This window comes from Cyanobium sp. BA5m-10 (assembly GCF_024346255.1).
Taxonomy (GTDB): domain Bacteria; phylum Cyanobacteriota; class Cyanobacteriia; order PCC-6307; family Cyanobiaceae; genus Cyanobium_A; species Cyanobium_A usitatum.
Genome location: NZ_JAGQCP010000023.1, coordinates 1 through 22,929, shown reverse-complemented (window position 1 = coordinate 22,929; position 22,929 = coordinate 1). Strand labels below are relative to the sequence as shown.

Here is a 22,929-nt window from a genome sequence, read left to right as displayed (position 1 = left end):
TGACGCTACTGGCTGGGCTCGGCCAACCCCAGGAGGCGGAGTCGAAAAGTGGCTACTTGCTGAGCCAGCTCTGGTTGGTTTTGCAGAAAGGGGTGCTCGCCAAGCCCTTCGAGAATCAGGTCGACCTTGGCTGCTGGATCGAGTCCGTGGTGGGGGTCGAGTTGTTCATGTTTTTGCCAGGCTTCATCGAAAGCCTGAGCAAAGCTGTCGGCGTTATTGAACACCCGGTTGGAGTTCAGTGGATGTTCACGCATGGTGCTGCAATATTCAGCTGTTTCTAGTTGAGCCATCCCAAACCCTGCAGGCTTTTCGCGGAAGGAAAGTAGTGGGATGAGAATGCCAGGACCCAGATTTGAACTGGGGACACGGCGATTTTCAATCGCCTGCTCTACCAACTGAGCTATCCCGGCCCGTCGCCTAAGCGACGAATCGATCTTAGATCACGACCCTGCCATGGGGTTCGGGCCAGGCAGGCCATGCCAGCCACCTGCCAGCCCTGGTCGCGCAGGCTGTCAGCGGCGGCGCAGGCCGTAGCACCCGTCGTGAGGATGTCGTCCAACAGCACCACCGCAGGTTTATCCCGGGGGTGCTGTTGCTGCCCAGACGCGGAGCAGCGAAAGGCTCCTGCCTGGTTAGCCCAGCGCAGCTCGCGGCCTAGATGGTGCTGGCCCAGCACTGCCCGACTGCGTTGCAGGAGGGGTACTTGGCGCCAGCCCAGTTGCCAGCTAAGGGCTCTGCCCAGGAGGCTGGGCAGAGGGTTGGCTCGCCGCTTCCAGCTGGGGATCGCAACCAGCAGGGGTGGTCTGGCCCAAGGTTCGGCGCCCAGTCCTGTGGCTAGTTGCTGTGCCAGAACTGCCACCATTGCTGGATTCGGATGGGTGCGCAGATAAAGAAGCTGCCGGCGCAGCTGCCCCGAGTACATGCCAGCGGCCCACCAATGGATGGGATCACTGCCCTGGCGTCCCCCCACGGCTAGTTTCCGCCGCCAGATCGGCGTGCAGGCTTGGTGGTTTGGCGATCCAGTCCAGTGGCAGCAGCTTTAACAGCCCTGCCGTTAGGGGAGTTGGGCCAGGGGGCCAGGAGGCCATGGATGGGTCTGCAGGTTTCCCGCAGGGTTCCCACGCCGCCGGCTTCAGCGGGGCAGGGCCCGCAACATCGCCACCAGGGTGCGATGGGCATCTTCACTGTCACTAATGCAGTGGTCGAAGGGCACTGTGACCTTGGCGCCATCCACATCAAGCTCCATGGCTTCGGCTCGGACTGCTACCAGGCTTGCCTTTTCGGCTGCGCCTAGGCCGCCGTAGTGACGGGCATAGGCCAGCACCGCCTCGGCATGGTCGTCATTCATGTGTCGGCAAATCCGATCGCTCACGGCGGGGGTGATGGGGTCGGCGGCCATGGTGCTGAGCGGCGGTGGGTATGGGAATGATTCTGGCTCGGACGAAGCTGCTGAGGGAGTTAGGCGGCGCCGAAGCGCTGCCACAACAACAGGCCAAGACGCAGGGCACTGAAGCCCACATAGCCAGCCAGCACCACAAACACCGCCATGGAGATCACAGAGCGCAGGCGGTCGTTCATGGTTTTTGCAGGGCTGTTGCGGCCATTCTGGCCATGCCAAGGGCAGCTGTGCACCCCGGTCGATTCAGCACCGGTATGCCGAGGCTCTGCTGGCGCAGCCGCCGCCATTGGGGGTTGCGGGCCCCGCCCCCCAGGGTGATCACCCGCTCCAGGGCGGGGGCGCCGGCCGCTTGCAACCGCTGCCAGCCCTGTTTCTCGAGGGCTGTGAGGCCCTCCAGCAGGGCCTGGAGGTAGAGGACGTCGCTGATCGGGCGCGGGCCTAGCAGCGGCTCGAGATCAGGATCGTCCACGGGAAAGCGCTCCCCACGGGCTGGCAGAGGCCGCAGCTGCAGGCCCGTGGGCTGGCGAGGATCGATCTGGCGGCTCAACTCTTCGATCTGGCCGTCACTGAAGAAGCGCCTCAGGATGCCGGCTCCGGCATTGGAGGCGCCACCCACCAGCCAGCTGCCTGCCACTCGGTGACAGCTGATGCCTGGCCCTTCGATCGGCCTGGGGCTGAACTGTTTGAGCACCAGGGTGGTACCCAGCACGGTGACGCCATCGCCCCTACCAGGCTGGGCGGCTAGCACCCCGGCGTTGGCGTCGGTGCTGCCTGCCACCACCTGGCAGCCAGGTGCAAGTCCCAGCTTTCGGGCGGTCGTAGCAGCGATTCGCCCCAGCACCGCGCCGCTGGGGCGAATCGCCGGCAAGGCAGTGGACCACGGCTGGCGCCCGATCGAGCCAGTCCAGCCCTGCCGTTGTAGGTCCCAGCCGAGGCGCAGGTTGTTGCCCTCTTCTCCCCAGCTCCAGTCACCAAGTAACCAGCCGGTTAGCCAGTCGGCCTGGTGACGCAGCAGCCAGGGGCCGCCCGCTCCGATTTCCTGGGCCTGAGCCAGCAGGTGGAGGGCCCGGGCCAGGCTGCCGTTGGCACTGGCGGCTGGGCCTGAACCGGCCATGGCTGCAGCAATAGGGGCCTGCTCACGGCAAGCGAAGTGATACGCCAAGGCTTTGCCTAGGCAGCCAGGGCCAGGCTGGCCATTGGGACGGCATAGCAGCAGGGTGCCGGAGGTGCCATCCACCGCCAGGGCGCCAACCTGCTTGCGGGTAGCTGCTGGCAGCAGCCCGCAAAGGCTGGTTAGGCCCTCCGCCCAGCCCAAAGGCTCCTCCAGGCTGGATGGATAGGGGCTGGCCTCTTCGATCAGCTGCTCGCCGTCTGGCCCTATCAGGGCAATCCGCAGGCCACTACTGCCCAGATCCACCCCAAGGGCAAGTGCCGTGTTCACCCGCCGGGCCGGCAGTTCAGGCGTTGACCTGCGCCGCGGTGACCTGCTTGAGCGTGGCAGCGATGGCGTCCACGTTTTCCCAGGGCAGATCCAGGTCGGTGCGGCCGAAATGGCCGTAAGCAGCCACATCTTGATAGAAGCGGCCGCCACGTTGCTGGGGCAGCTCCCGCAAACCGAAGTTGGCGATGATGGCCCCGGGGCGCAGGTCGAACTGCTCCTGCACCAGGGTGGTGAGGTCGGCATTGCTGATGGCGCCCGTGCCGAAGCTTTCCACCATGATGCTCACAGGTTTGGCTACGCCGATGGCGTAGCTGAGCTGCACTTCGCATTTGCGAGCCAGGCCTGAGGCCACCAGGGCTTTAGCCACGTAGCGGGCGGCGTAGGCGGCGGAGCGATCCACCTTGGTGGGATCCTTGCCCGAGAAGGCGCCACCGCCATGGCGGGCATAGCCGCCGTAGGTATCGACGATGATTTTGCGGCCCGTTAGACCGGCGTCACCCTGAGGGCCGCCCACCACAAATTTGCCGGTGGGATTCACCAGGAAGCGAGTGTCTGGCTGGGAGGGCTTGAGGGCCAGATCGGCGGTGGCGGGCTCCACCACGTGGCTCCAGAGGTCGGCGGCAATGCGCTCCCGAATCGCTTTTTCGTCCGAGATGCCATCGATCTCAGCTGTGTGCTGGGTGGAGATCAAGATCGTGTCGATCGACACGGGCACTTCGTTTTCGTAGACGACGCTCACCTGGGTTTTGCCGTCGGGCAGCAAATAGGTGAGGCTGCCGTTGTGACGCACCTCCGCCAGCCGCCGCGCCAGTCGGTGAGCCAGGCTGATCGGCAGAGGCATTAGCTCTGGCGTCTCGTTGCAGGCGTAGCCAAACATGATCCCCTGGTCGCCTGCTCCCACCAGATCGAGGGGGTCGCCATCGTGGTCGTCGGCCTCATTTACCCCCTGGGCAATATCGGGGGACTGCTGGTCTAAGGCCACCAGCACGGCGCAGCTGTGAGCATCGAAGCCGCCGGCGCGGGCACCGGCGTAACCGATCTGGTTGATCACGCCCCGCACCAGGGTGTTGAAGTCAACCCGGGCGGTTGTTGTTACTTCACCTGTGATCAGGCAAAGGCCGGTGTTGACCACGGTCTCGCAGGCAACTCGAGAAGCCGGGTCCTGGGCCAGCAGGGCGTCGAGCACCGCATCGCTCACCTGGTCACAGATCTTGTCGGGATGGCCTTCTGTTACCGACTCGGAGGTGAAGACGTAGCGGCTCATGCAGCCTTGAATCAACTGAACTCAGCTTATGTGCTGACCTCCGTTTACTTGGAGCTCGCGCCAATGTTGCAGGCAGGGGAAGCGGGGATTTAGCGGCGGAGCGATGCTCCAGCCCGCCCCATAGCCGAGCACCACGGGCACCCCCGCCTGCTGGGCCATGCGCAGGTCGCTATTGGCATCTCCGATCAGGGCGCAACGGTTGGGCTGTATTCCGAGTTGGGCGCAGAGTGCGTGCACCGCCGCCGGGTCTGGCTTGCGCGGGTTGTGGTCTGCACTCCACAGGCCTTGAAACCTGGACCTGAGGTTTTGGCTGGCCAGAAAAGCTTCGATGCCAGCCTCGTCATCGTTGCTGATCACGGCGCACACCACTTCTGCTTCCTGTAGTGCTTGCATCAAATCGTGGAGTCCGGCGGTGGCGATGGGCCGGTGCTCACTCCCCTGGCCATGCAGGCCATCGGTGGCCGTAAATATGCTTTCGCTGAGTTCAAGGGCTTCTGGCCAGCCAAGGCCAACCTGGGCCAACGCTGTGGCGGTGGAGATCAGGTTGTGGCTGCGGGAGCCGACGGCCGTGGCGCCTGCCGGATGGATAGAGCTATTGCGGAGCCCGTAGGCCCGCTGCAGTAGCTGAGCCAGCTCGTCGCCTCGGCTGGCGGGTAGCTCCGGGTGGCGCAGCAGCAATAGCTCGCAGGCATGAAAAACCCTGGCCTCGGCCAGGGTGTGGAGCATGGGTTCGCTGATGCAAAGGGTGCCGTCCTTGTCGAACAACACCGCTTCGATTGGGAATGGTGTTCCCGTGGCATCGGCCAGGGGTTCTCCCCGCAGAAACAGCTCAGCCATGGAGGACTCGTTGTTGGGCCTGGCTCAGTCGAGGGTGACGCCAATTGGTTCGTTGTCTTCGGCCTGCTCAAGCAGCATCTGCTTATAGCGGGCGGCCATTTCCTCGGCTTTATCGAACACTTTCTGGGGATCGGTGAGCATGTCGCCGGGCTCGGGCTCGAGCGCTTTGGTCGAGAGGGAGATCCGGCCCCGCTCGGCATCCAGGTCGATGATCATCACCTTCATCTGGTCGTTGACATTGAGCACCGTGTGCGGTGTCTCGATGTGCTCGTGGCTGATTTCGGAGATGTGGAGCAGGCCGCTGACTCCACCGATGTCGATGAAGGCGCCGTAGGGCTTGATGCCGCGCACGGTGCCGAGCACCACTTCGCCCACTTCGAGGCGATTCATCTTGCGTTCCACCAGGGCGCGTCGATGGCTGAGCACCAGGCGGTTGCGCTCCTCGTCCACCTCAAGGAACTTGAGGGGCAGGAAGTCGGCCACCAGCTCTTCTTTGGCCTTGCGGGTGCTGATGTGGCTGCCGGGAATGAAGCCGCGCAAGCCTTCAACCCGTACGAGGGCGCCACCACGGTTGGTGGCAAACACTTCGCTGTAGATGGTCGCGTCTTCTTTCTGCAGCTGGCGCACCCGTTCCCAGGCACGCTGATACTCAATGCGGCGGATGGAAAGCGAGAGCTGGCCGTCTTCGTTCTCCTCACTCATGATGAAGAACTCGCGGATCTCGCCTGGCACGAGAACGTCGCTGAGACCTTCAACCCGGTTGATTGACACCTCCTGAACGGGCATAAACGCCGCTGTTTTGGCGCCGATGTCGATCATGGCGCCCTTCGATTCCAGGGCAAACACGGTGCCGTTGACAACGTCACCCGGCTTGAAGTTGTAGTCGTACTTGCTCAGCAGCGCCGCAAACTCATCGAGGGTGAAACCCACGCCATCAGCGTCGTTGCGGGATGCAGCGCGACTGCTGGGGTCATCGGCGGTGGGGACCTCTTCCGGAATAGCTAGATCGAGGTCATCGCCCATGGCGGCGGCGAAGTCGAGCTCGGCCTCGGCACTGGTCGCTTCTTGGTTGAGCGCTTCAGTGCTGGTATCGGAAGGGGTCACGGTCATGGATAGGTGGCGGTCTGCCTGAAGCAGTAGGAAAGGAACGGGTGATCTGCCCGCCAGCAGAGCAAACCCGATTTGTCACTGTACCAATTCGGCAGCAGCGTGTTTCCGTTGCTTTGACCACGGTCAGTTGAACGAGGTCAGCTGAACCAGGTCAGCTGACCGTGGCCAAGCTGGCTTTGCGCAAGCGGCCACCACTGCGCTTGTGCAGTCCTTCCAAGGTGGACACAAAGTCGCTTACGCCCTGGAACTGGCGATAGACAGAGGCAAAGCGCACATAGGCAACCTCACTCATTTCGCTGAGCTGCTGAAGCACAAGTTCACCGATTTCGGCACTGCTCACCTCCCGTCCGCTGCGCTGCTGCAGTTGGAGTTCGATTTCATCCACTACCCCTTCGAGCCGGGCCGGCTCTAGGCCTGTTTTTTCGCAGGCGCGCAGCAGCCCGTGCAGCAACTTGACGCGGTTGAAGGTTTCCCGCGAGGAGTTGCGCTTCACCACAGTGATGGGCACTGTCTCTACCCGTTCATAGGTAGTGAAGCGGAATTCGCAGTTGAGACACTCACGCCGCCGCCTCACACTGCGACCACTGTCGGCCGCTCGAGATTCGAGCACCCGGCTATCGGTGTGTTGGCATGAGGGACATTGCATCCCTGGCATCCGGGCGTGTCTTTCAAGTGTAAGCAGCACTTTTTCATTTGGAAAGGCCTGCATTCGCCTATTGCACAACAAAAAAGCCCCTGCCGAAGCAGGGGCTTTAAAGGGCTCTGGCTGATTATTTGCCGATCTTGGGGGGATCGCGGAAGGCGATTGCAAAGAAGAGCGTGGAGATGGCCAGGGCCAGGATCAGGATGTAAGCGAAGCTTTCCATGGATGTCCTCGGGGGTGCTGGCGTTCAGCTGAGGGGACTGCCTGCCGGGGGCACGTAGCCCTCGGGCAGACGACGGGTCGAGCGGTCTCCCAATTTCTGGAAGAGACCGAATTCCACTTGTTCGCCAAGGTCAGGATCAATACCGGCAAATACATCGCGATACAGGGTGCGAGCACCGTGCCAGATGTGGCCGAAGAAGAAGAGAAGGGCGAAGGTGGCGTGGCCAAAGGTGAACCAGCCGCGGGGCGAGCTACGGAATACACCGTCGGAGTGATAAGTCTCGCGGTCAAATTCGAAGGCTTCCCCGAGCTGGGCCTTGCGGGCCAGGCGCTTCACATCGGCAGGATCAGTGAAGACCTGGCCGTTGAGGGCGCCTCCGTAAACGGTTGCGGTTACGCCGGTCTGCTCGAAGGAGTACTTCGCTTCAGCACGGCGGAAGGGAATGTCAGCTCGCACGATGCCCTCTTGGTCTAGGAGAATCACAGGGAAGTTCTCGAAGAAGTTGGGCAGGCGGCGCACTTCCAGATCCCGGCCATCTTTGTCAGTGAAGGAGATGTGGCCAATCCAGCCGGTGGGCAAGCCGTCGCCATTCACCATCGGACCAACCCGGAACAGGCCGCCCTTGGCAGGACTGTTGCCGACGTAGTCATAGAAGGCCAGCTTCTCAGGAATCGAGGCATAGGCCTGTTCCTTGGTGGCTCCGTTGTCGAGAGCTGTTTGGACTCGACGATTGATTTCCGTCTTGAAGTAGCTCTGGTCCCACTGATAGCGGGTGGGGCCAAACAGCTCTACAGGGGTTGCAGCAGCGCCATACCACATCGTGCCGGCAACAATGAAGGCTGCAAAGAACACGGCCGCGATGGCCGAGGCCAGCACCGTTTCGATGTTGCCCATTCGAAGGGCCTTATATAGGCGCTCCGGCGGTCGAGTGGTGATGTGGAAAATGCCAGCAATGATTCCAACGATGCCAGCGGCAATGTGGTGGGCCACGATGCCGCCAGGGTTGAAGGGATTGAATCCTTCTGGTCCCCAAGATGGTTGGACTGCCTCCAAGTGACCCGTGACTCCATAGGGATCACTGACCCACATGCCAGGCCCGAAGACCCCGGTGAGGTGGAAGGCCCCGAATCCGAAGCAACCAAGGCCGGCTAGTAGCAGGTGGATGCCAAAAATTTTGGGCAGATCGAGGGCTGGTTCGCTGGTGCGTGGGTCCTGCCAGATCTCTAGATCCCAGTAGGTCCAGTGCCAGATGGCGGCCAGGAAGAGCAGGCCGCTAAAGACGATGTGGGCTGCAGCCACACCTTCAAAGCTCCAGAAGCCTGGGTCAACACCGGTCTCGCCGGTGATGCTCCAGCCGCCCCAGCTGCCGGTAACGCCGAGTCGGGCCATGAAGGGCATGACGAACATGCCCTGGCGCCACATCGGGTTGAGTACCGCGTCGGACGGATCAAAAATTGCGAGCTCATAGAGCGCCATGGAGCCGGCCCAGCCGGCAACCAGGGCGGTGTGCATGAGGTGCACGGCGAGCAATCGGCCCGGGTCGTTGATCACGACCGTGTGCACCCGATACCAGGGCAATCCCATGGGGGTAGTTCTGGGTGGGTTGGGCGATCGTAAGGGGCGCTCCGGCCGCCGTGCGCTCCAGGTAACGGACCGCAACGGCCTGGCCCAGAATGAAGACCTCTGCAGAAAGGTTTCATGCCCGTGATCCGATTTGTTCGCGAGGGCCGCGACATTGAGTGCTACCCCGGCGAAAACCTGCGAGAAGTGGCTTTGCGGGAGGGCATTCAGCTCTACGGGCTCAAGGGTGCCCTAGGTAATTGCGGCGGCTGCGGCCAGTGCATCACCTGCTTTGTGGCCATTCCGGAGGGCACCGCTGCCCAGGTGCTAAGCGGCCGCACTCCCGTGGAAGACCAAAAACTGCGCCGGCGCCCCCAAACCTGGCGGCTTGCCTGTCAAGCCATGGTTCAGGAGTCTGTTTTGGTTTTGACTCGGCCCCAAGTGGGCATGGCCGACCAGGAAAATTTGGTGGCGGAGGCCCAGACCAAGCCCCTGCCCATCGGCCCCACAGCCTGGCCTGCCCCTCCGGTACAGGAAGGCGACGAGGATTTAGAGGATGGGGCTGAAGGCCCCAGCGAGGGTGAAGAACAGGCGCCAACCGCAACGAGCGGTGAAGCCTCCTGAGAAGCGCCCATTTGGCGGTGATACCCTCCCCTCACTTCCCCTTCAGCCATGGAAACCAACGATCTCGGCTTTGTTGCCAGCCTTTTGTTCGTGTTGGTTCCCGCGGTCTTTTTGATCATTCTTTACATCCAAACCAACAGCCGCCAGGGGGGCTAGCGCCTCCCTTCAGGCTCCCGCACCAGCAACACAGGGGCTGGGGCGTGAACGCGGATGTAGTCGCTCACCGAGCTGCCCAGTAGCCGGTCGATGTCGACGAGGCTGCGAGCAACCACCGGGCGCCGATCCTGGGAAGCGATCACCAGCAGGTCGGCTTTGAGATCCTCAGCGGCGGCGCACACCCTGCGGCCGACATCGCCGCTGAGGTGCACTGCCTTGAGCTCCACTCCGTAGCTACGGGCTCGCTGGCTGGCTTTCTCGAGTACTTCATCCGCTGGGGATTTGCCGCCCCGAGAAGGGGTGATGTCTTGGCGGGTTACGTGCACGCCGGTGAGGCTGCCGCCAGGAATCTCCCGCACAAGCTCGCAGGCCAGTTTCAGGGCGTCGTCTCCGACCCCGGTGCCATCGATGGCCACCATCACCCGGTTGATGTGGCGGATGTAAAGGTCGTCGCGCACCAGCAGCATCGGCCTGGTCGACAGCTGGAATACGTATTGGCTGGCGCTGTTGCTAAGGATCGATTGAAGGCGACCCATGCCTCTGGAGCCCATCACGATCAGGTCGCTGTTGAGTTCGTCGGCCACCTTCAGCACCGTTTGCTTGGTGTCTCCCTGGCGAATGATTGTGTTCACCTCGCTGGGGTTGAGCCCGAGCCGTTGCACGGCTTCGGCGGCGATAGTCGCCGCTTTCTGGGATTGGTCCGCGAAGCTCTCACCAGCCTGCTCAGGCACCACGTGCAGCAGGTTGATGCGGGCCGCACGCACCGCCGGGATGTCGCGCAGCATGCGCACCATCTCTTCCACGTGGCCTTTGCCGGAATCGGCGATTAGAACGTTGCGAAACACTGAGACGACTCGAAGTAGCAGGCTGCCTGTCACCCTATGTCCGATCTGCAAGCGCGAACCATCTGCCCGCCACACCGGAACCATCCCCCTTCGGCCAAGCAGGCCCAGCTTTGGTGAAAAGAGTGTCTGAGGGCTGGTTGCTGGAGCGCCGTGTGCTGCCCCAACACACGGATCACGCCGGCGTGATGTGGCATGGCGCTTACTTGGCTTGGCTTGAGGAGGCGCGGGTAGAGGCCCTGGCTGCAGCTGGTATCGCCTACAGCGATCTTTCCGCTCGGGGCTTGGAGCTGCCGGTGGTGAGTTTGACCATTGACTACAAGCAGCCCCTGTTTCACGGCGAAGCAGTGCAGCTGTGGAGCGAGGTGCTGCCGCGCTTTGGCCTGAAATTGCCCTGGCGAAGCCGTTTTGTTGCTGCAAGCGGAAAGCTGGCGGCTGAGGCAAGGGTTGAGCTTGTGCTGGTGGAGAGCGCCCCTGGGCTGGATCGGCGCCGGCTGGTGCGCCGCTTGCCCGCGGATCTGGAGGCCGCGGTTGCGACCCTGGCGCGGGGACCGCATTAGGATCAGTACATCTGTACTGAAGGCGTCATGGCGATTCAGGGGCTGCTGCGGAGCGCCGATGGCGCCGGTTGGAATCAGGAGCAGCGGCTTTGGTGGCTGCTGTGGTCGGGTTGTCCAGGCATTGGCGCCCAGCGGCTGGTTGCCATTAGGGACAACTTTTGTGGCTGGTCGGCAGCCTGGGGCGCACCGCTCGAGGCCTTTGCTGCCCTTGCCGGTTTTGGTGCGGTGGGCTGCCGCCAGCTGCAGCGTTATCGCGATCGCTGGGGTCCCGATCCCTTGCCCCGTCTCTGCCAAGAGCTGCGCGGCGGCAAGGGGGTGTTGGTGCCGGCTGATCCGGCCTTTCCGCCCGAGTTGCTCGCCTTGGCGCGGCCGCCTCTGCGCCTGTATTGGCGGGGTAAGGGCGGGTTGTGGCCCCTGCTTCGGCGCCGCCAGGCCATTGCGGTTGTGGGCACGCGCCGGCCTTCCCTGCATGGGCTGGCCATGGCTGAGGCGATCGGTGCGGCCCTTGCCCAGGCGGGTTGGCCGGTGGTGAGTGGCCTGGCTGAAGGGATCGACGGAGCCGCCCACCGAGGCTGCTTGTCCAAGGGCGGCCGGCCTGTGGGGGTGTTGGGCACTCCCCTTGAGCGGGTTTATCCCAGGCACCATCAGCAGTTGCAGGCTGAGGTGGGTGCCGGGGGGCTGCTGGTAAGCGAGTTGCCGGCGGGCACTGCGGTGCAGGCAGGCCATTTTGCGGCTCGCAACCGGCTGCAGGTCGGCCTGGCTCGGGCGGTGGTGGTGGTCGAGTGCCCTATGCGCAGTGGGGCTCTCCAGTCGGCCACCCTCGCCATGCAGCAGGAGTTGCCGGTCTGGGCCGTGCCGGCTGATGCGGGCAAGGCATCTGCTGCCGGTAGCAATCGTCTGCTCGCCCAAGACGCCACGGTGCTGCTTGAGCCCGCAGATTTAATTCGCCAGCTAGGGCCTGGCCCCCTGGCCTCGCCAGATCCCGCTGCTCCTGCGGCCTCCCATGGGCTGCTGCGATCAGCCGATCCAGCGCTGCTAGCAGCCTTGGGGCACGGAGCTTCGCTTGAGCAGCTCTGCCTGATGCTGGAGGAGCCTGCGGCCTCCCTTGCCTCCCGTCTGCTGGCCTTGGAGCTTCAAGGGCTGGTGCGGGCTGAGCCTGGGCTTTGCTGGCGTCCGGCCTAGCCTTAATCCATGGTGAATGGGCAGCTCGATGGGGAGCAGTTGTTGGCCTGGCGCCGACAGCAACTAGCCCTGGGCGGGAGCCCTGGAGACTTTGACTGGCTGCTGGATCTGGCGGGAGGCCTGCCCTGGCGGGCTCAACAGCAGCTGCGGCTTCATGCTCAGCTGCCGGTTCAACTGGCCTGTGATCTCAACCAATTGGAGGCGATGTGGCGCTGCCATCTCGATACGGCCGAGCCTCTTCAATACCTTGTGGGGCGCTGCCCCTGGCGTGACCTGGAGATCAGCGTCGCCCCAGGAGTGCTGATCCCTAGACAGGAAACGGAATTACTGGTGGAGCTGGCCCTGGAGCTGGCCCCTTCCAGCGCGGGCTGTTGGGCCGATCTCGGCACCGGCTCTGGCTGTATGGCCCTGGCCTTGGCCCTCTCCTGGCCCTCCAGTCGCGGCTGGGCCGTCGACTGCAGTCCAGGGGCGCTTAGTCAGGCGGCCCTCAATCTGGCGGCAGGAGGCGTTGCCGATCGGGTCCAATTGCTGGAGGGCAGTTGGTGGCAGCCGTTGAGCCCCTGGTGGGGACAGTTTGATCTGGTGGTGAGCAATCCCCCCTACATACCGACAGCGGTATGGGCTGGTTTGGAGCCCGGGGTGAGGGAGCATGAGCCCGTAATAGCCCTCGATGGTGGAGTCGATGGACTCGATGCCTTGCGCCTAATAGTGGCGGGTGGGGCGGCGGCTCTTGCTCCAGGAGGCCTGTTGCTGATGGAGCATCACTTCGACCAGAGCCATGCGGTGATCGACCTACTCAGTGCTGCCGGATATGCCGAGGTGCGCTCCCATGGGGATCTCGAGGGTGTAGAGCGCTTTGCGTCGGCTCGCTGGCCAGGATCGGGCAGGGATTGCCATGACCATTAAGACCGGATTGTTGCCGGTTCCATCTCCAGCCGTGGAGCCGCCAGATCTGGCGGCACTGCTCCTTCAGGGTTCAGCTGCCCTGTTCCCCACAGATACCTTGCCAGCCCTGGCGGCTTCACCTGGCCAGGCCAACCAGCTTTGGCGCCTGAAACAACGCCCGGCAGACAAGCCTTTGATTTTGATGGCGGCCAGCTCCGAAGAACTGTTTGCTTGCCTTGGCGTAGCGCCGCGCACTGAGTGGTTGGAGATGGCTGCTTGGGCCTGGCCAGGGGCGGTCACTTTGGTGCTACCTGCCGTTGGAGTGGTGGCAGAGGCCCTTAATCCCGGTGGGTCGAGCCTGGGCCTGCGGCTGCCGGCCAGTGCGGAAGCCCAGGCCTTGCTGCAGCTAAGTGGCCCCTTGGCTACAACCAGCGCTAACATTTCAGGCTGTCCGGCCGCATGTACAGCTCAGGAGGCTGCCCAGCAATTTCCCGGGGTGCCGCTTCTGGCACCGATCCCCTGGCCCCTCGCTGCAGGTCAGGCCAGCACGGTTGTTGCTTGGCGCGCTGAGGGCGGCTGGCGGGTATTGCGGGCCGGTGCTCTACTGCCCCCAGGCATTTAGGAGCGCGTAGGCATGGGAGCTCTGATTGTTGTGGTGGCGGTCTCGGTAGCGGTGTTTTATTGGGCTATGGCGCCCTTGCTGCAGGTGTTGTCCGACTTGATGGAGCTCAGCTTTTTGCCCTGGTTGCTGCTGGCCCTTGGTATCTGGCTTCTGGCTGGGCGAGCCCAGGGGGACACCTAGGGCGCCTGGGTTTGGACTAGTAACGGTTTGGCTGTGGCGGACCACTTCTGTTGAGATAGCGGCAGGCGCCAGTTGCTCCAGTCTCCCTGGCCGGATTGGTTGCTCACCGGCAGGGTGTCGCAGTGCACCGCCATTTTTTTGGTGACCTCAGCCGATCCACAGACGCTGGTGATCTTGGCTCTGTGTATTTCAGGTGGAAGCTGTTTCTACTGCATAATTTGGAAGGCAAGATCTGCGGAGAGCCCATGACAGTCCTTGTTGCTCTGGTCGTTTCCTTGTCCGTGGCATGGATGGTTAGAAAACTCATTGCAGGCAAACCTAGGGCTCAAAGAGAAGACCTAAGGACTATTGCCTTCGAACCGGAATGGCCAAGGGCTCTTTCCTACACAGAGATGATGAACTCTGGTAGGCAACGGATGGTTGAAACACCGCGGTGTGATGATTGAAATCTCTCTTCGGCTGCTTGATATAGGAGAATGATCAGTATTCGGGGGTGGGGCATGACTCAGCCTGCTTTGAGGCAGCTCGGTAGCGATGCGCTCCTTTGCTATCTGTCAACTCGTCCCTTATGTGCGTTTGATCAATGTTGGTATCGGTGTTGAGCACGTCCGCTATGCAGATACCCGTGTCCATAGCTGCCACGACCGATTTGGATCTGAAAGCCGGCTAACGGATTTGAACCGATGGCCTTCGCTTTACAAAAGCGCTGCTCTACCACTGAGCTAAGCCGGCAATGGAAGTCGCTTGGCGGCTTCGTGTTCTGAGCTTATCGCTCACCCAGCGCCCAGAGCAGCAGCTGGGTGCGGCTTTGGCAGCCGGTTTTGGCTAGCAGGCTCGACATATGGCTTTCGACCGTGCGCCTGCTGAGAATTAAGGCGGCGGCAATTGCCTTGTTGCTGTAGCCCCGTTCCAGTTGCTCGAGCACACGCCGCTCTGCGGCGGAAAGTTCTGAATGCTCGAAGGCGGTTGAACAGGGCATGGCATTGGTGTGGCTGCCCCTAAGAGTTCCCACACCGTCTCAGGAACTGATCTCGTTCTCCAGGGTTGACTCAGGGATAGGGGCGGGAGCCGGCAGCTTGGCTCGCCGAATCGGCAGGTTGGCTACCAGGGCCGTAACTCTGTCCTCCGTTTCCAGGGTCACATCCCCTTCCTCAAAGTCGATTTCCACATAACGACTCACAACCTCAAGGATTTCGCGGCGCATCTGTTGCAGCAGCTCGGGATTGAGGTCGCTGCGGTCGTGGGCGAGCACCAACTGCAGTCGCTGCTTAGCCGTGTTGGCACTGGCGGGCTGCCGCCCCAACAGTTTGTTGATCACATCAAGCAAGGTCATCGGCTTCAGAAGATCTTGGTTTGCATCAGGCGCCCGATCGTGGCCCGCAGCCCTTGGCGCTCTTTGCTCGGATCGATCAGCGGCACCTCTTCACCCTGCAGGCGGCGAGCCACATTGGTGTAAGCGCGGCCAGCAGGGGAACTATTGCCGGTGAGGGTGAGGGGCTCACCGCGGTTGGTGCTCACAATCACCTGTTCGTCTTCCAGCACTAGGCCAAGTAGGGGCAGGGCCAGGATGTCGGTGACATCGCTGACGCCCAGCATCTCCTGATTTGCCATCATTTTTGGCCGCACCCGGTTCAGCACAAGCTGGATCGGCTTTACGCCTTCACTGTTGAGCAGGCCAATCACCCGGTCGGCATCGCGCACGGCCGAAACCTCCGGTGTTGTGACCACGATTGCTTCGCGTGCGGCCGCCATCGCGTTCCTAAAGCCCCCCTCGATGCCTGCCGGCGCATCGATTAAAACGTAATCGAAGTGCTCGCCGAGCATGGCAGCGATCTTTCGCATGTCGTCGGGCTGGAGCCACTCAAGCATCCGTGGATTGCCAGCGGGAAGCAAGGCCAGATTTGGCTCCTGCTTATGTTTCACCAATGCTTGCTCCAGGCGACAGGTTTCGGCCAGCACCTCCTGGGCTGTGTAAACGATCCTGTTTTCCAGGCCGAGCAACAAGTCGAGGTTGCGTAGGCCGAAGTCGGCATCGAGAACGGCGGTGCGAGCCCCTTGCTTGGCAAGGGCTATGCCGAGGTTGGCGGTGAGGGTGGTTTTGCCCACGCCTCCTTTGCCGGAGCAGATCAGGATGTAGCGGGTAGACGTGGCTGCCACGGCACAGGCTGGATTGAGGTCAGGTTAAGGCCAAAACCTTGAGTTGCAGGTATTGGGGCTGGCATTGCTACTGGCGGCAGCTGCTCTAAAAGGGGTGTTCAGGCTCTGAGAAGGGATGACCCAAACCCCAGGTGGGCCTAACCATCTGCACCATCACCAGCAGCTGCTGGTGATGCCCGATGACGGCGCAGTGGCTGTGGTGGCTTTGATCGACTCTGCCCAGGAGACACTTCGGATTAAGCAGTTCAAGTTGCAGTCGGAGACCATTGAGCAGGCCTTGATCCGGGCTCAGCAGCGTGGCGTGCTGGTGCGGGTGATGCTCAATCCGCACACCTCCGGCGGTGACCGTTGGAATGATGAGGCCCATGCCCGCCTCGATGCCTGCGGCATTCAGGTGGCCTGGACCAGCGAAGCCTTTCCAGTCACCCATGAGAAGTCGCTGGTGGTGGATTCCACCTGCGTGCTAATTGCCACCTTTAACCTCAGCGACAAATACTTCACTGAGACCCGTGACTACGGGGTCGTCAGTTATGCAGTGCCTGTGGTGGAGCAGGTGATCGCTTGCTTTGAGGCCGACTGGAACCGCAGCTTTTTCCATCCCGATCTCACTGTGGGCCTGGTGTGGAGCAGCGTTCACAGCCGCGGCCAGATGGCCAGGATCATTGATATGGCGCTCGAAAGCCTTTGGATTCAGCACCCAAAATTTGTGGATGCGGTGATTTTGGAGAGAATAATTTCGGCCCGGGAGCGCGGCGTGAAGGTGCGCTTCCTCTGTGGTGGCAAGCACGGCATCTCCGACTGGGACATCTACGACACATTCTCTTCGCTGCGGGTAATGGAGCGCTTTGGTGTGAAGGTGCGGCGGCAGAAGCATCTAAAACTGCACGCCAAGTTGCTTTTGGTTGACGGTGCCTACGCCCAGACCGGTTCCATGAACATCGATCGCAGTGCCTTTGATCTGCGGCGCGAGCTTGGCATCGAATCCGATGCTCCCGAGGTGGTGGAGAGGCTGCGCAGCACCTTCCAGGCTGATTGGGATGCGGCAAAGAAATATCACGCTCCAGATCCCCTTAATCCCAGCCTGCACGAGGACGGCGAATTGCCACCAGATCCCCACTTCGTCCATGACTGAGCGGCGCCCCAGCCTTTCTGAGTTGTTCTGGGGGATGCTCCAGGTGGCGCTCTCGGCCTTTGGTGGTGGCCTGTCCGCCTGGAGCCAGCGGATTGTGGTCGAGCAGCGCCGTTGGATGTCCAACGAGCAATTCCTCACCGGACTCACGGTTGCCCGCCTTTTCCCCGGGCCAAACCAGATCAACATGGCCGTGTACATCGGTGCCGAGTTCCACGGTTTGCCAGGCGCTTTAGTAGCCCTGGCCGGCATGTTGCTGCTCCCCTTCAGCCTGTTGATGGGGCTGGGTTTGGCCTACTTCCATTTCCACACCATCCCCTCGGTAGATCGGGTGCTGGCCGGAGTGGTGGCTGCGGCAGCAGGGATGGCCCTTTCCATGGGTTTCAAGATTCTTGATCAGTATTGGAATGATCGGGTTGCTTTGTTGCTTGCTGTGGTGGTCTTTCTGGCACTCAGCTTGTTTAACCAGCGCTTGATTCCAGTGGTGTTGATCGCCGGTCCCTTGGCCATGGCTTGGTATTGGCCCCGCCGGCAGAGCAATCCATGAGTGGGCTGCTGGCCGCGGCGGTGGCGTGTGAGCCAGCTCGCCTCTCGGATTTGGGCACCTTGGTGCAGGTGCTGTGGCAGTTTTTATCGCTGTCGCTGTTTTCACTTGGCGGTGGCAACACCCTGCTGGCGGAATATCACCATTTGGCGGTGGCCCAGTTTTGCTGGCTCACTAATACCCAATTCGCCGATCTTTATGCCCTGGCGGAGGCGGCACCTGGTCCCAGCTCAATGTTGGTGGGTTTGCTTGGTCTCGGGGCCGGCTGGCGGGAGGGGCCTTTCTGGGCCCTGCTCTGCGCCTACGGCGCCGAAGCAGCGATCCTGTTGCCCTCTACCTTGCTTATGGTCATGGCCTGCCTTAGTTGGAAGCGCCTTGAACACTCCCCCTGGCGCGTGGCGTTTGAGCGAGGCCTAGGGCCAATAACCTTAGGAATTTTGTTTGCCGTGGGGCTCAAGATTCTGCGCACGGCTGACACCAATTGGGCTGGGGTGGTGGTGTCAGTTCTGGTTTGCGTGCTGATGTTGCGCACCCGCATTTCGCCGCTCTGGTTTATGGCGGTGGCCGGTGTGCTGGGCGGTCTGGGTGTAATTAACCGCTAAGGGGCCAGACTGGTTGGGCCGGGTCTATTTGGATGGCGCCCGCCACTATCCGAGCTTCTTCGGCAAACCCGGCTGGGGGGGTGCCCTCGGGGCCCCTAGCCACCGCCCCGGCAATGCGCAGCTGCAGCGGTCGTAGCTGCAGGGCCACGATGCGGGCGAAGTTGTCGCCCTGACAGCCGGCGTGGGCAACACCCCTCAATCGCCCCCACACCAGCACATGGCCTGCGGCTGAAATCCGCGCCCCTGGGTTTACGTCCCCAAGCAGCAGCACGCTGCCCGATGTTTCCAGATGGTCGCCGGAGCGAAGGGTGCCCCGATGCACTTGCAGGTCGGAATCTGGTTTGGCGGGGCTCTCTGGAGCGGTTGTATTAGGCCACTGGCTCAAGATCCCCAGCCCCGCAGCTGCTACGTGGGTGTGGGGCTGACTGCTGCAGATCGTCACCAGCTCAAGCCCCCGGCCGTTCAGGGTGCGCTGCAGCTCGCCAAGTTGGCTTAGGCCGATACGCCAGGCCCCAGCCTCGAGCAGCACCTGGCCCTCGATTGGCCGATTAGCCAGCAGGGCGCCGCTATCGATTGCTTGTTGCACCAGAGCGGGCAAAGGGGTCTGGCAAGAGGCGGGCAGCACTAGCCGGTGGCTGCCTCGCCCAGATTCGTCTGCAACCAACAAGGCTCCCCGAGCAGGCTCCAACTCCGTTCCCGGCCCTATCTCCATCCCCATTCCCCCTCAGCGCCCCAGCAATTGGCGCAACCTAGGTGCCACCTCACCGGGATGGATCAGCCAGGCCAGCTCGACTTCAACAGTGAGGCTTTGCACCAGGTTTGAGCGCTGCTCCAGGGCCTGTAGGTGCTCGCCATCCCAAAGGCGCAGGCCACCCTTGTAGGGGTGATAACCGCGGCTCTGGCGCTGCTGTAGGCCGCAGCTGGTTTCGGCACTCAGGCCCTCTGCTTCGCTTAACTGCCTCGCTGCAGCCAGGAGCTCCAGTCGCTGGGCGGGGCTGCAGTGACTCACATCGGTGGCCTTGAGTAGACGCCGCTCCAGCAGCCGACCGCAAGGATCCTGCAGTTCGTCCGGGCCCTCTTCCATCCAGCGCATCAGGTGGTAGCCAGTGCGGATGTCGTCGTTGGCAAGAAATGACTCCAGATCGAGAGCGTCGCAGTGCCACAGCCAGCGGCCCATCACCTGGTCGGCCCAAACTCGCTTTGGTCCCAGGCGTCGGGCGGTGGCGATGGCCTGGTTGAGCAGCCAGTTGCACACCACGTTGAGCCGGTGGTTGTAGACGCTGCGATACATCAGGTTGCGCACCACCAGGTAGTGCTCCACGGCCATCAGGCCCTTTGGGGTGATCGCCAGCTGGCCATCGGGAGCCAAGGTGAAGGCGGCCAGGATCCGCTCGAGATCCAGTCGCCCGTAGGTAGTGCCCGTGCTGTAGCTATCGCGGACCAGGTAATCAAGCCGGTCGCAGTCCAGCTGGCTGCTCACTAGGGCCTTGATCGCTGGGCAGGGGTGGCGGCCGTGCTCTAGCAGGTCGGCCACGACGCTGGCCGTGCCGGGGGAGTGGGCTTCGAGGCGGTCGCGCAAGGCCGGATGCTCCCGGATCAGACGCCCCGACCAAGCCTCGTGGTGCAGCCCATACATCTCCTCGCCGGAGTGGCTTAGGGGAGCATGGCCCACATCGTGCAGCAAGGCCGCGGCGTAGAGCACGGCTCGATGTTCCGCCAGTTCAAGGTGGTGGCGCTCCAGCTGTTGCAGGGCTAGGCGGGCTAGGTGCAGCACCCCGAGGGAATGGGTGAAGCGGCTGGACTCGGCTCCATGGAAGGTCAGAAAGGCTGGGCCCAATTGACGTACTCGGCGCAAGCGCTGGAAGGGAGCGGAATCGATCAGGTCGATGGCCAGGGCTTCAGCTGGATCGGTGCGATCGAGTCGAATCGCTCCGTGCAGTGGATCGTGATAAGTGCGCTCTCCCATATTCAGAGGGTCGCTTCCAGCCGGCTGGCCAGCAAGCGGCCCGCGGCATCGAGCCAGCTGTCACCCTCACCGCCGGGATCTAAGGGTTCGGGTTCGGGCAGCACTAGATCCGGTGCGATTCCCTGGTGCTGAATGTCCCTGCCACTGGGGGTGAGGTAACGGGCCACGGTTACGGCCAGGCCACTGGTGTCGCCCAGGGGTATCAGGGTCTGAATCAGCCCTTTGCCGAAGGTTTGAGTTCCCACCAGCTCACTGCGGCCATTGTCTTGAAGTGCTCCCGCCAGGATTTCGCTGGCACTAGCTGTGCCGCCGTTCACCAGGGTGAGCATCGGCCCGTCGAAGAGCATGCCGGGGTTGGCCTGTTGGGGCGAGCTGAGTCCATCACGGTCCTGGGTTTCCACGATGGGCTCGCCATTGAGCAGGTCGTCGGCCACGGCTAAGCCGGCGCTCACCAGCCCGCCGGAGTTGTTGCGCAGATCAAGAATCAGTCCCTCGATCGCCTTGCTGTTGAGATCGGCGAGGGCTTCCTGCACGTCCTGGGGCACCGGTTCAGAAAATTGGGTGATACGTAGGTAGCCGAGCGTGTGCTCTCCCACCCGCAGCCGCTTGCTGCGCACAGGACGCAGCTCCACCTCACGCCGTTCGAGCTCCACTTCGCGCGGCTGTCCTTGCATGTTGAGTTGCACCAGCACCCGGCTCCCGGCGGGGCCGCGCAGGGCGGCTGCGGTGCGTTCCAGCCCCAGCCCCCCAGTGTTCTGGCCATCTACCTGCAGTACCTCGGCGCCACTAGGGATAAGGGCTTCAGCGGCGGGGGAGCCGTCCAGTGGGGCGATCACAACGACTGCTTGGTCGTTGCTGCGCAAGCCCAGCTGCAGTCCCACTCCGGTCACGGTGCCCTGAGTGTTGGAGCGCAGGGTGGCGTAGTCGGCAGGCCGCAAAAGGCGGGTGTAGGGATCCCCAAGGGGGGTGAGCATTGATTCGATGGCGTCGTATGCATCTCCTGAGCTGTTGATTGGTTGCTCGAGCGCTTTTTGGCGCAGCCGCTTCCAATGCACCGTTTCAAAGCGTCCGGGATCCACGTAGCTCTGGTTCACTAGGCGCCATGCCTCAACCACCAGCTGCTGGGTATCGCTGAGGGCCAAGGCCGAGGCGCCGGAGGCTGCCAGCAGGGCTAGGGCCAGCACGGGGCCAAGCAAACGCTGCAGCAGTGTTGCCAAAAGGTTTTTCACGGCTGTTGCAAACGGTTGAGAAGGCGCTGGCTTAGAGGGCTGGACACTCACAAGCGGCTCGAGGTCATCGGTAGGATCTCTCAACCAATACCCCAGCTGCATGGCGAACACTCCTGCTGGAAACTCCGGACAGGCTTCGAACCCGGTTTACAACTGGTTCGACGAGCGCCTTGAGATCCAGTCGATTGCCGACGACATCTCGTCGAAATACGTGCCCCCCCACGTCAACATTTTTTACTGCCTGGGCGGCATCACCCTGGTGTGCTTCCTTATCCAGTTCGCCACTGGGTTTGCGATGACCTTCTATTACAAGCCAACGGTGGCCGAGGCCTATTCCTCTGTCCAGTACCTGATGACCGACGTCAGCTTTGGCTGGTTGATCAGGTCTGTGCACCGCTGGAGCGCCTCAATGATGGTGCTGATGCTGATCCTGCACGTCTTCCGCGTTTATCTCACCGGTGGTTTCAAGCGTCCCAGGGAGCTCACCTGGGTTACTGGCGTCACCATGGCGGTGATCACCGTTTCCTTCGGCGTTACCGGCTACTCCTTGCCTTGGGATCAACTCGGCTACTGGGCCGTCAAAATTGTTTCTGGAGTCCCTGCGGCTGTGCCGGTCATCGGTGATTTCATGGTTGAGCTTCTCCGCGGTGGAGAGAGCGTTGGTCAGTCCACTCTGACCCGCTTTTACAGTCTGCATACCTTTGTGATGCCTTGGCTGCTTGCCGTTTTCATGCTGATGCACTTCCTGATGATCCGGAAGCAGGGCATCTCTGGTCCCTTGTGACCTATTGATTCGAGGCCTCTCGCCTCCCGAATCTCACCCCTTAAGCTCCACACCATTACTACAAAGATCCCTGCTGCCGGCAGCTGCCATGCACATCCTTAAGAAGCCTGATCTCACCGATCCCAAGCTCCGCGCCAAGTTGGCGAAGGGCATGGGTCACAATTACTACGGTGAGCCAGCCTGGCCCAACGACCTCCTCTACATGTTCCCCGTGGTAATCCTCGGGACCATTGGCTGCATGGTTGGTTTGGCAGTCATGGATCCGGCCATGCTGGGCGACAAGGCTGATCCGTTTGCAACCCCTCTCGAGATCCTGCCTGAGTGGTACCTGTATCCGGTCTTCCAGATCCTCAGGGTCGTTCCTAACAAGCTTTTGGGCATTGCCCTGCAGACGATGATCCCCCTGGGCCTGATGCTGGTGCCTTTCATCGAGAGTTTCAATAAGTTTCAGAATCCTTTCCGCAGGCCCGTGGCCATGGCCACCTTCTTGTTCGGCACGGTGTTTGCGATTTATCTCGGCATTGGCGCAGCTATGCCGATCGACAAGTCACTCACCCTTGGTCTGTTCTGAGATTTAGGAGCAAATCAGCCTAGGCATTCTGTCTAGGTCCCCTCATTGAGCCGCGACTTCGGTCGCGGCTTTTTTTATGGCATGAATAGAGAGGCTCTTTCAGCTGCTTTGGCCCGTCCCTGGCAGAGCTCTGGGAGCCTCCCTGCCCCAGTGGCTTCCCTATTGGCCAACTCTTGGCGCAATTGGCGCTGAAAGGCCTGCAGCGGCGCCAGGGGGAAGGCAGCAAATGGAATGCACCTACATGCCTGGCCGCAATGGTTTTGGCTTGATGCGCTGTCGCGCTCGATACGGGTCCTTGCCAGAAGGGCGTTGGAGGTGATATGTTTTTGGACTGCGCGCAAGGGGGAAGATCCCGAAGCGAGCAGGCTTACGACGAAGAAGGCGAGAGCCGACGGTGTTGTAAGTTTTCTGAGTCGCTG

The 22,929-nt window shown here is 62.0% G+C and carries 29 protein-coding genes and 2 tRNA genes; 12 read left to right on the top strand and 19 right to left on the bottom strand.

Translation table 11 applies throughout. The features are described from left to right. Positions 1-5 precede the first annotated feature (5 nt). The 11 genes from KBY85_RS09405 to psbB all read right to left on the bottom strand — a co-directional run bounded on the left by KBY85_RS09405 (position 6) and on the right by psbB (position 8,501). Positions 6-254, bottom strand: coding sequence for a hypothetical protein (locus KBY85_RS09405; protein ID WP_254961249.1), 249 nt, complete (start codon positions 252-254; stop codon positions 6-8). Between the two features lie 83 nt (positions 255-337). After that, positions 338-410: transfer RNA gene (locus KBY85_RS09400), tRNA-Phe, on the bottom strand. Further along, positions 401-970, bottom strand: a complete 570-nt coding sequence (locus KBY85_RS09395; RefSeq protein WP_254961246.1) for a ComF family protein — start codon at positions 968-970, stop codon at positions 401-403. Before KBY85_RS09395 ends, KBY85_RS09400 begins: the two co-directional genes overlap by 10 nt. Before the next feature lie 162 nt (positions 971-1,132). Continuing rightward, on the bottom strand, positions 1,133-1,399 hold the full coding sequence (locus KBY85_RS09390; protein ID WP_254961244.1) for a DUF2470 domain-containing protein: 267 nt from the start codon (positions 1,397-1,399) through the stop codon (positions 1,133-1,135). 175 nt (positions 1,400-1,574) lie between these two features. Further along, positions 1,575-2,840, bottom strand: a complete 1,266-nt coding sequence (locus KBY85_RS09385) for an FGGY-family carbohydrate kinase (RefSeq protein WP_254961243.1) — start codon at positions 2,838-2,840, stop codon at positions 1,575-1,577. A 16-nt stretch (positions 2,841-2,856) separates the two neighbouring features. Beyond that, positions 2,857-4,104 (bottom strand): methionine adenosyltransferase, encoded by a 1,248-nt coding sequence (metK, locus tag KBY85_RS09380; RefSeq protein WP_254961241.1) that lies wholly within the window; start codon positions 4,102-4,104, stop codon positions 2,857-2,859. Between the two features lie 21 nt (positions 4,105-4,125). Next, positions 4,126-4,941 (bottom strand): HAD family hydrolase, encoded by an 816-nt coding sequence (locus tag KBY85_RS09375; protein WP_254961239.1) that lies wholly within the window; start codon positions 4,939-4,941, stop codon positions 4,126-4,128. A 24-nt stretch (positions 4,942-4,965) separates the two neighbouring features. Next, a complete protein-coding gene (locus KBY85_RS09370) occupies positions 4,966-6,051 on the bottom strand; it encodes a 30S ribosomal protein S1 (RefSeq protein WP_254961238.1) in 1,086 nt (361 codons plus the stop codon). Between the two features lie 151 nt (positions 6,052-6,202). Then, on the bottom strand, positions 6,203-6,697 hold the full coding sequence (nrdR, locus tag KBY85_RS09365) for a transcriptional regulator NrdR (protein ID WP_106632821.1): 495 nt from the start codon (positions 6,695-6,697) through the stop codon (positions 6,203-6,205). Positions 6,698-6,821: 124 nt separating this feature from the next. Continuing rightward, complete coding sequence (locus tag KBY85_RS09360; protein ID WP_010314684.1) at positions 6,822-6,917, bottom strand: photosystem II reaction center protein T; 96 nt, start codon at positions 6,915-6,917, stop codon at positions 6,822-6,824. Between the two features lie 24 nt (positions 6,918-6,941). Continuing rightward, a complete protein-coding gene (gene psbB, locus KBY85_RS09355) occupies positions 6,942-8,501 on the bottom strand; it encodes a photosystem II chlorophyll-binding protein CP47 (RefSeq protein ID WP_254961236.1) in 1,560 nt (519 codons plus the stop codon). Between the two features lie 114 nt (positions 8,502-8,615). Here psbB and KBY85_RS09350 point away from each other — a divergent pair, with 114 nt between their 5' ends. Both KBY85_RS09350 and psbM read left to right on the top strand, forming a co-directional pair. Then, on the top strand, positions 8,616-9,101 hold the full coding sequence (locus KBY85_RS09350; RefSeq protein ID WP_254961235.1) for a 2Fe-2S iron-sulfur cluster-binding protein: 486 nt from the start codon (positions 8,616-8,618) through the stop codon (positions 9,099-9,101). 48 nt (positions 9,102-9,149) lie between these two features. Then, positions 9,150-9,257, top strand: a complete 108-nt coding sequence (psbM, locus tag KBY85_RS09345) for a photosystem II reaction center protein PsbM (protein WP_015109223.1) — start codon at positions 9,150-9,152, stop codon at positions 9,255-9,257. Here the strand turns inward: psbM and KBY85_RS09340 are convergent. After that, positions 9,254-10,102: a universal stress protein gene (locus KBY85_RS09340; RefSeq protein WP_254961234.1), complete on the bottom strand. Its 849-nt coding sequence runs from the start codon at positions 10,100-10,102 to the stop codon at positions 9,254-9,256. The two genes, psbM and KBY85_RS09340, sit on opposite strands and share 4 nt — an antisense overlap. A gap of 113 nt (positions 10,103-10,215) precedes the next feature. Between KBY85_RS09340 and KBY85_RS09335 the strand changes: the two genes are divergently transcribed. From KBY85_RS09335 to KBY85_RS09315, 5 genes are read left to right on the top strand one after another with little or no spacing between them, the layout of a single operon-like run. Continuing rightward, on the top strand, positions 10,216-10,659 hold the full coding sequence (locus tag KBY85_RS09335) for an acyl-CoA thioesterase (protein ID WP_254961233.1): 444 nt from the start codon (positions 10,216-10,218) through the stop codon (positions 10,657-10,659). Between the two features lie 27 nt (positions 10,660-10,686). Beyond that, the gene (locus tag KBY85_RS09330) at positions 10,687-11,841 is read left to right on the top strand and encodes a DNA-processing protein DprA (protein WP_254961232.1); all 1,155 of its coding nucleotides are present in this window, start codon (positions 10,687-10,689) and stop codon (positions 11,839-11,841) included. A 9-nt stretch (positions 11,842-11,850) separates the two neighbouring features. After that, complete coding sequence (gene prmC, locus KBY85_RS09325) at positions 11,851-12,747, top strand: peptide chain release factor N(5)-glutamine methyltransferase (protein WP_254961231.1); 897 nt, start codon at positions 11,851-11,853, stop codon at positions 12,745-12,747. Further along, a complete protein-coding gene (locus tag KBY85_RS09320) occupies positions 12,737-13,348 on the top strand; it encodes an L-threonylcarbamoyladenylate synthase (protein WP_254961230.1) in 612 nt (203 codons plus the stop codon). Before prmC ends, KBY85_RS09320 begins: the two co-directional genes overlap by 11 nt. A 12-nt stretch (positions 13,349-13,360) precedes the next feature. Then, complete coding sequence (locus KBY85_RS09315) at positions 13,361-13,528, top strand: hypothetical protein (protein WP_254961229.1); 168 nt, start codon at positions 13,361-13,363, stop codon at positions 13,526-13,528. A 660-nt stretch (positions 13,529-14,188) separates the two neighbouring features. Here KBY85_RS09315 and KBY85_RS09310 read toward each other — a convergent pair. From KBY85_RS09310 to minD, 4 genes are all read right to left on the bottom strand, one after another. Beyond that, positions 14,189-14,260, bottom strand: a tRNA-Thr gene (locus KBY85_RS09310). Positions 14,261-14,294: 34 nt separating this feature from the next. After that, positions 14,295-14,507 carry a response regulator transcription factor gene (locus KBY85_RS09305; protein ID WP_106632809.1) on the bottom strand — a complete coding sequence of 71 codons (213 nt, stop codon included), beginning with the start codon at positions 14,505-14,507 and terminating at the stop codon, positions 14,295-14,297. Between the two features lie 39 nt (positions 14,508-14,546). Then, the gene (gene minE / locus KBY85_RS09300) at positions 14,547-14,861 is read right to left on the bottom strand and encodes a cell division topological specificity factor MinE (RefSeq protein WP_254961228.1); all 315 of its coding nucleotides are present in this window, start codon (positions 14,859-14,861) and stop codon (positions 14,547-14,549) included. Between the two features lie 5 nt (positions 14,862-14,866). Continuing rightward, entirely contained in the window at positions 14,867-15,685 is an 819-nt protein-coding gene (minD, locus tag KBY85_RS09295; RefSeq protein ID WP_254961223.1) for a septum site-determining protein MinD, read from the bottom strand. A 115-nt stretch (positions 15,686-15,800) separates the two neighbouring features. Here minD and KBY85_RS09290 point away from each other — a divergent pair, with 115 nt between their 5' ends. Genes KBY85_RS09290 through KBY85_RS09280 form a run of 3 tightly spaced genes read left to right on the top strand, consistent with a single transcriptional unit; the run spans position 15,801 to position 17,960 of the window. Beyond that, complete coding sequence (locus KBY85_RS09290) at positions 15,801-16,817, top strand: phospholipase D-like domain-containing protein (protein ID WP_254961220.1); 1,017 nt, start codon at positions 15,801-15,803, stop codon at positions 16,815-16,817. Then, positions 16,810-17,361 carry a chromate transporter gene (locus KBY85_RS09285; RefSeq protein WP_254961218.1) on the top strand — a complete coding sequence of 184 codons (552 nt, stop codon included), beginning with the start codon at positions 16,810-16,812 and terminating at the stop codon, positions 17,359-17,361. Before KBY85_RS09290 ends, KBY85_RS09285 begins: the two co-directional genes overlap by 8 nt. Next, on the top strand, positions 17,358-17,960 hold the full coding sequence (locus KBY85_RS09280) for a chromate transporter (protein ID WP_106632805.1): 603 nt from the start codon (positions 17,358-17,360) through the stop codon (positions 17,958-17,960). Before KBY85_RS09285 ends, KBY85_RS09280 begins: the two co-directional genes overlap by 4 nt. Here the strand turns inward: KBY85_RS09280 and minC are convergent. Genes minC through ctpZ form a run of 3 tightly spaced genes read right to left on the bottom strand, consistent with a single transcriptional unit; the run spans position 17,950 to position 21,155 of the window. Further along, on the bottom strand, positions 17,950-18,627 hold the full coding sequence (gene minC / locus KBY85_RS09275) for a septum site-determining protein MinC (protein ID WP_254961216.1): 678 nt from the start codon (positions 18,625-18,627) through the stop codon (positions 17,950-17,952). The genes KBY85_RS09280 and minC overlap by 11 nt on opposite strands. Before the next feature lie 57 nt (positions 18,628-18,684). After that, positions 18,685-19,926, bottom strand: coding sequence for an HD domain-containing protein (locus KBY85_RS09270; RefSeq protein WP_254961215.1), 1,242 nt, complete (start codon positions 19,924-19,926; stop codon positions 18,685-18,687). Between the two features lie 2 nt (positions 19,927-19,928). Further along, positions 19,929-21,155: a carboxyl-terminal processing protease CtpZ gene (ctpZ, locus tag KBY85_RS09265; RefSeq protein ID WP_254961214.1), complete on the bottom strand. Its 1,227-nt coding sequence runs from the start codon at positions 21,153-21,155 to the stop codon at positions 19,929-19,931. 100 nt (positions 21,156-21,255) lie between these two features. Between ctpZ and petB the strand changes: the two genes are divergently transcribed. Beyond that, positions 21,256-21,939, top strand: a complete 684-nt coding sequence (gene petB / locus KBY85_RS09260) for a cytochrome b6 (protein WP_106632802.1) — start codon at positions 21,256-21,258, stop codon at positions 21,937-21,939. Positions 21,940-22,027: 88 nt separating this feature from the next. Further along, positions 22,028-22,510, top strand: coding sequence for a cytochrome b6-f complex subunit IV (gene petD / locus KBY85_RS09255; RefSeq protein WP_106632801.1), 483 nt, complete (start codon positions 22,028-22,030; stop codon positions 22,508-22,510). Positions 22,511-22,929 lie beyond the last annotated feature (419 nt).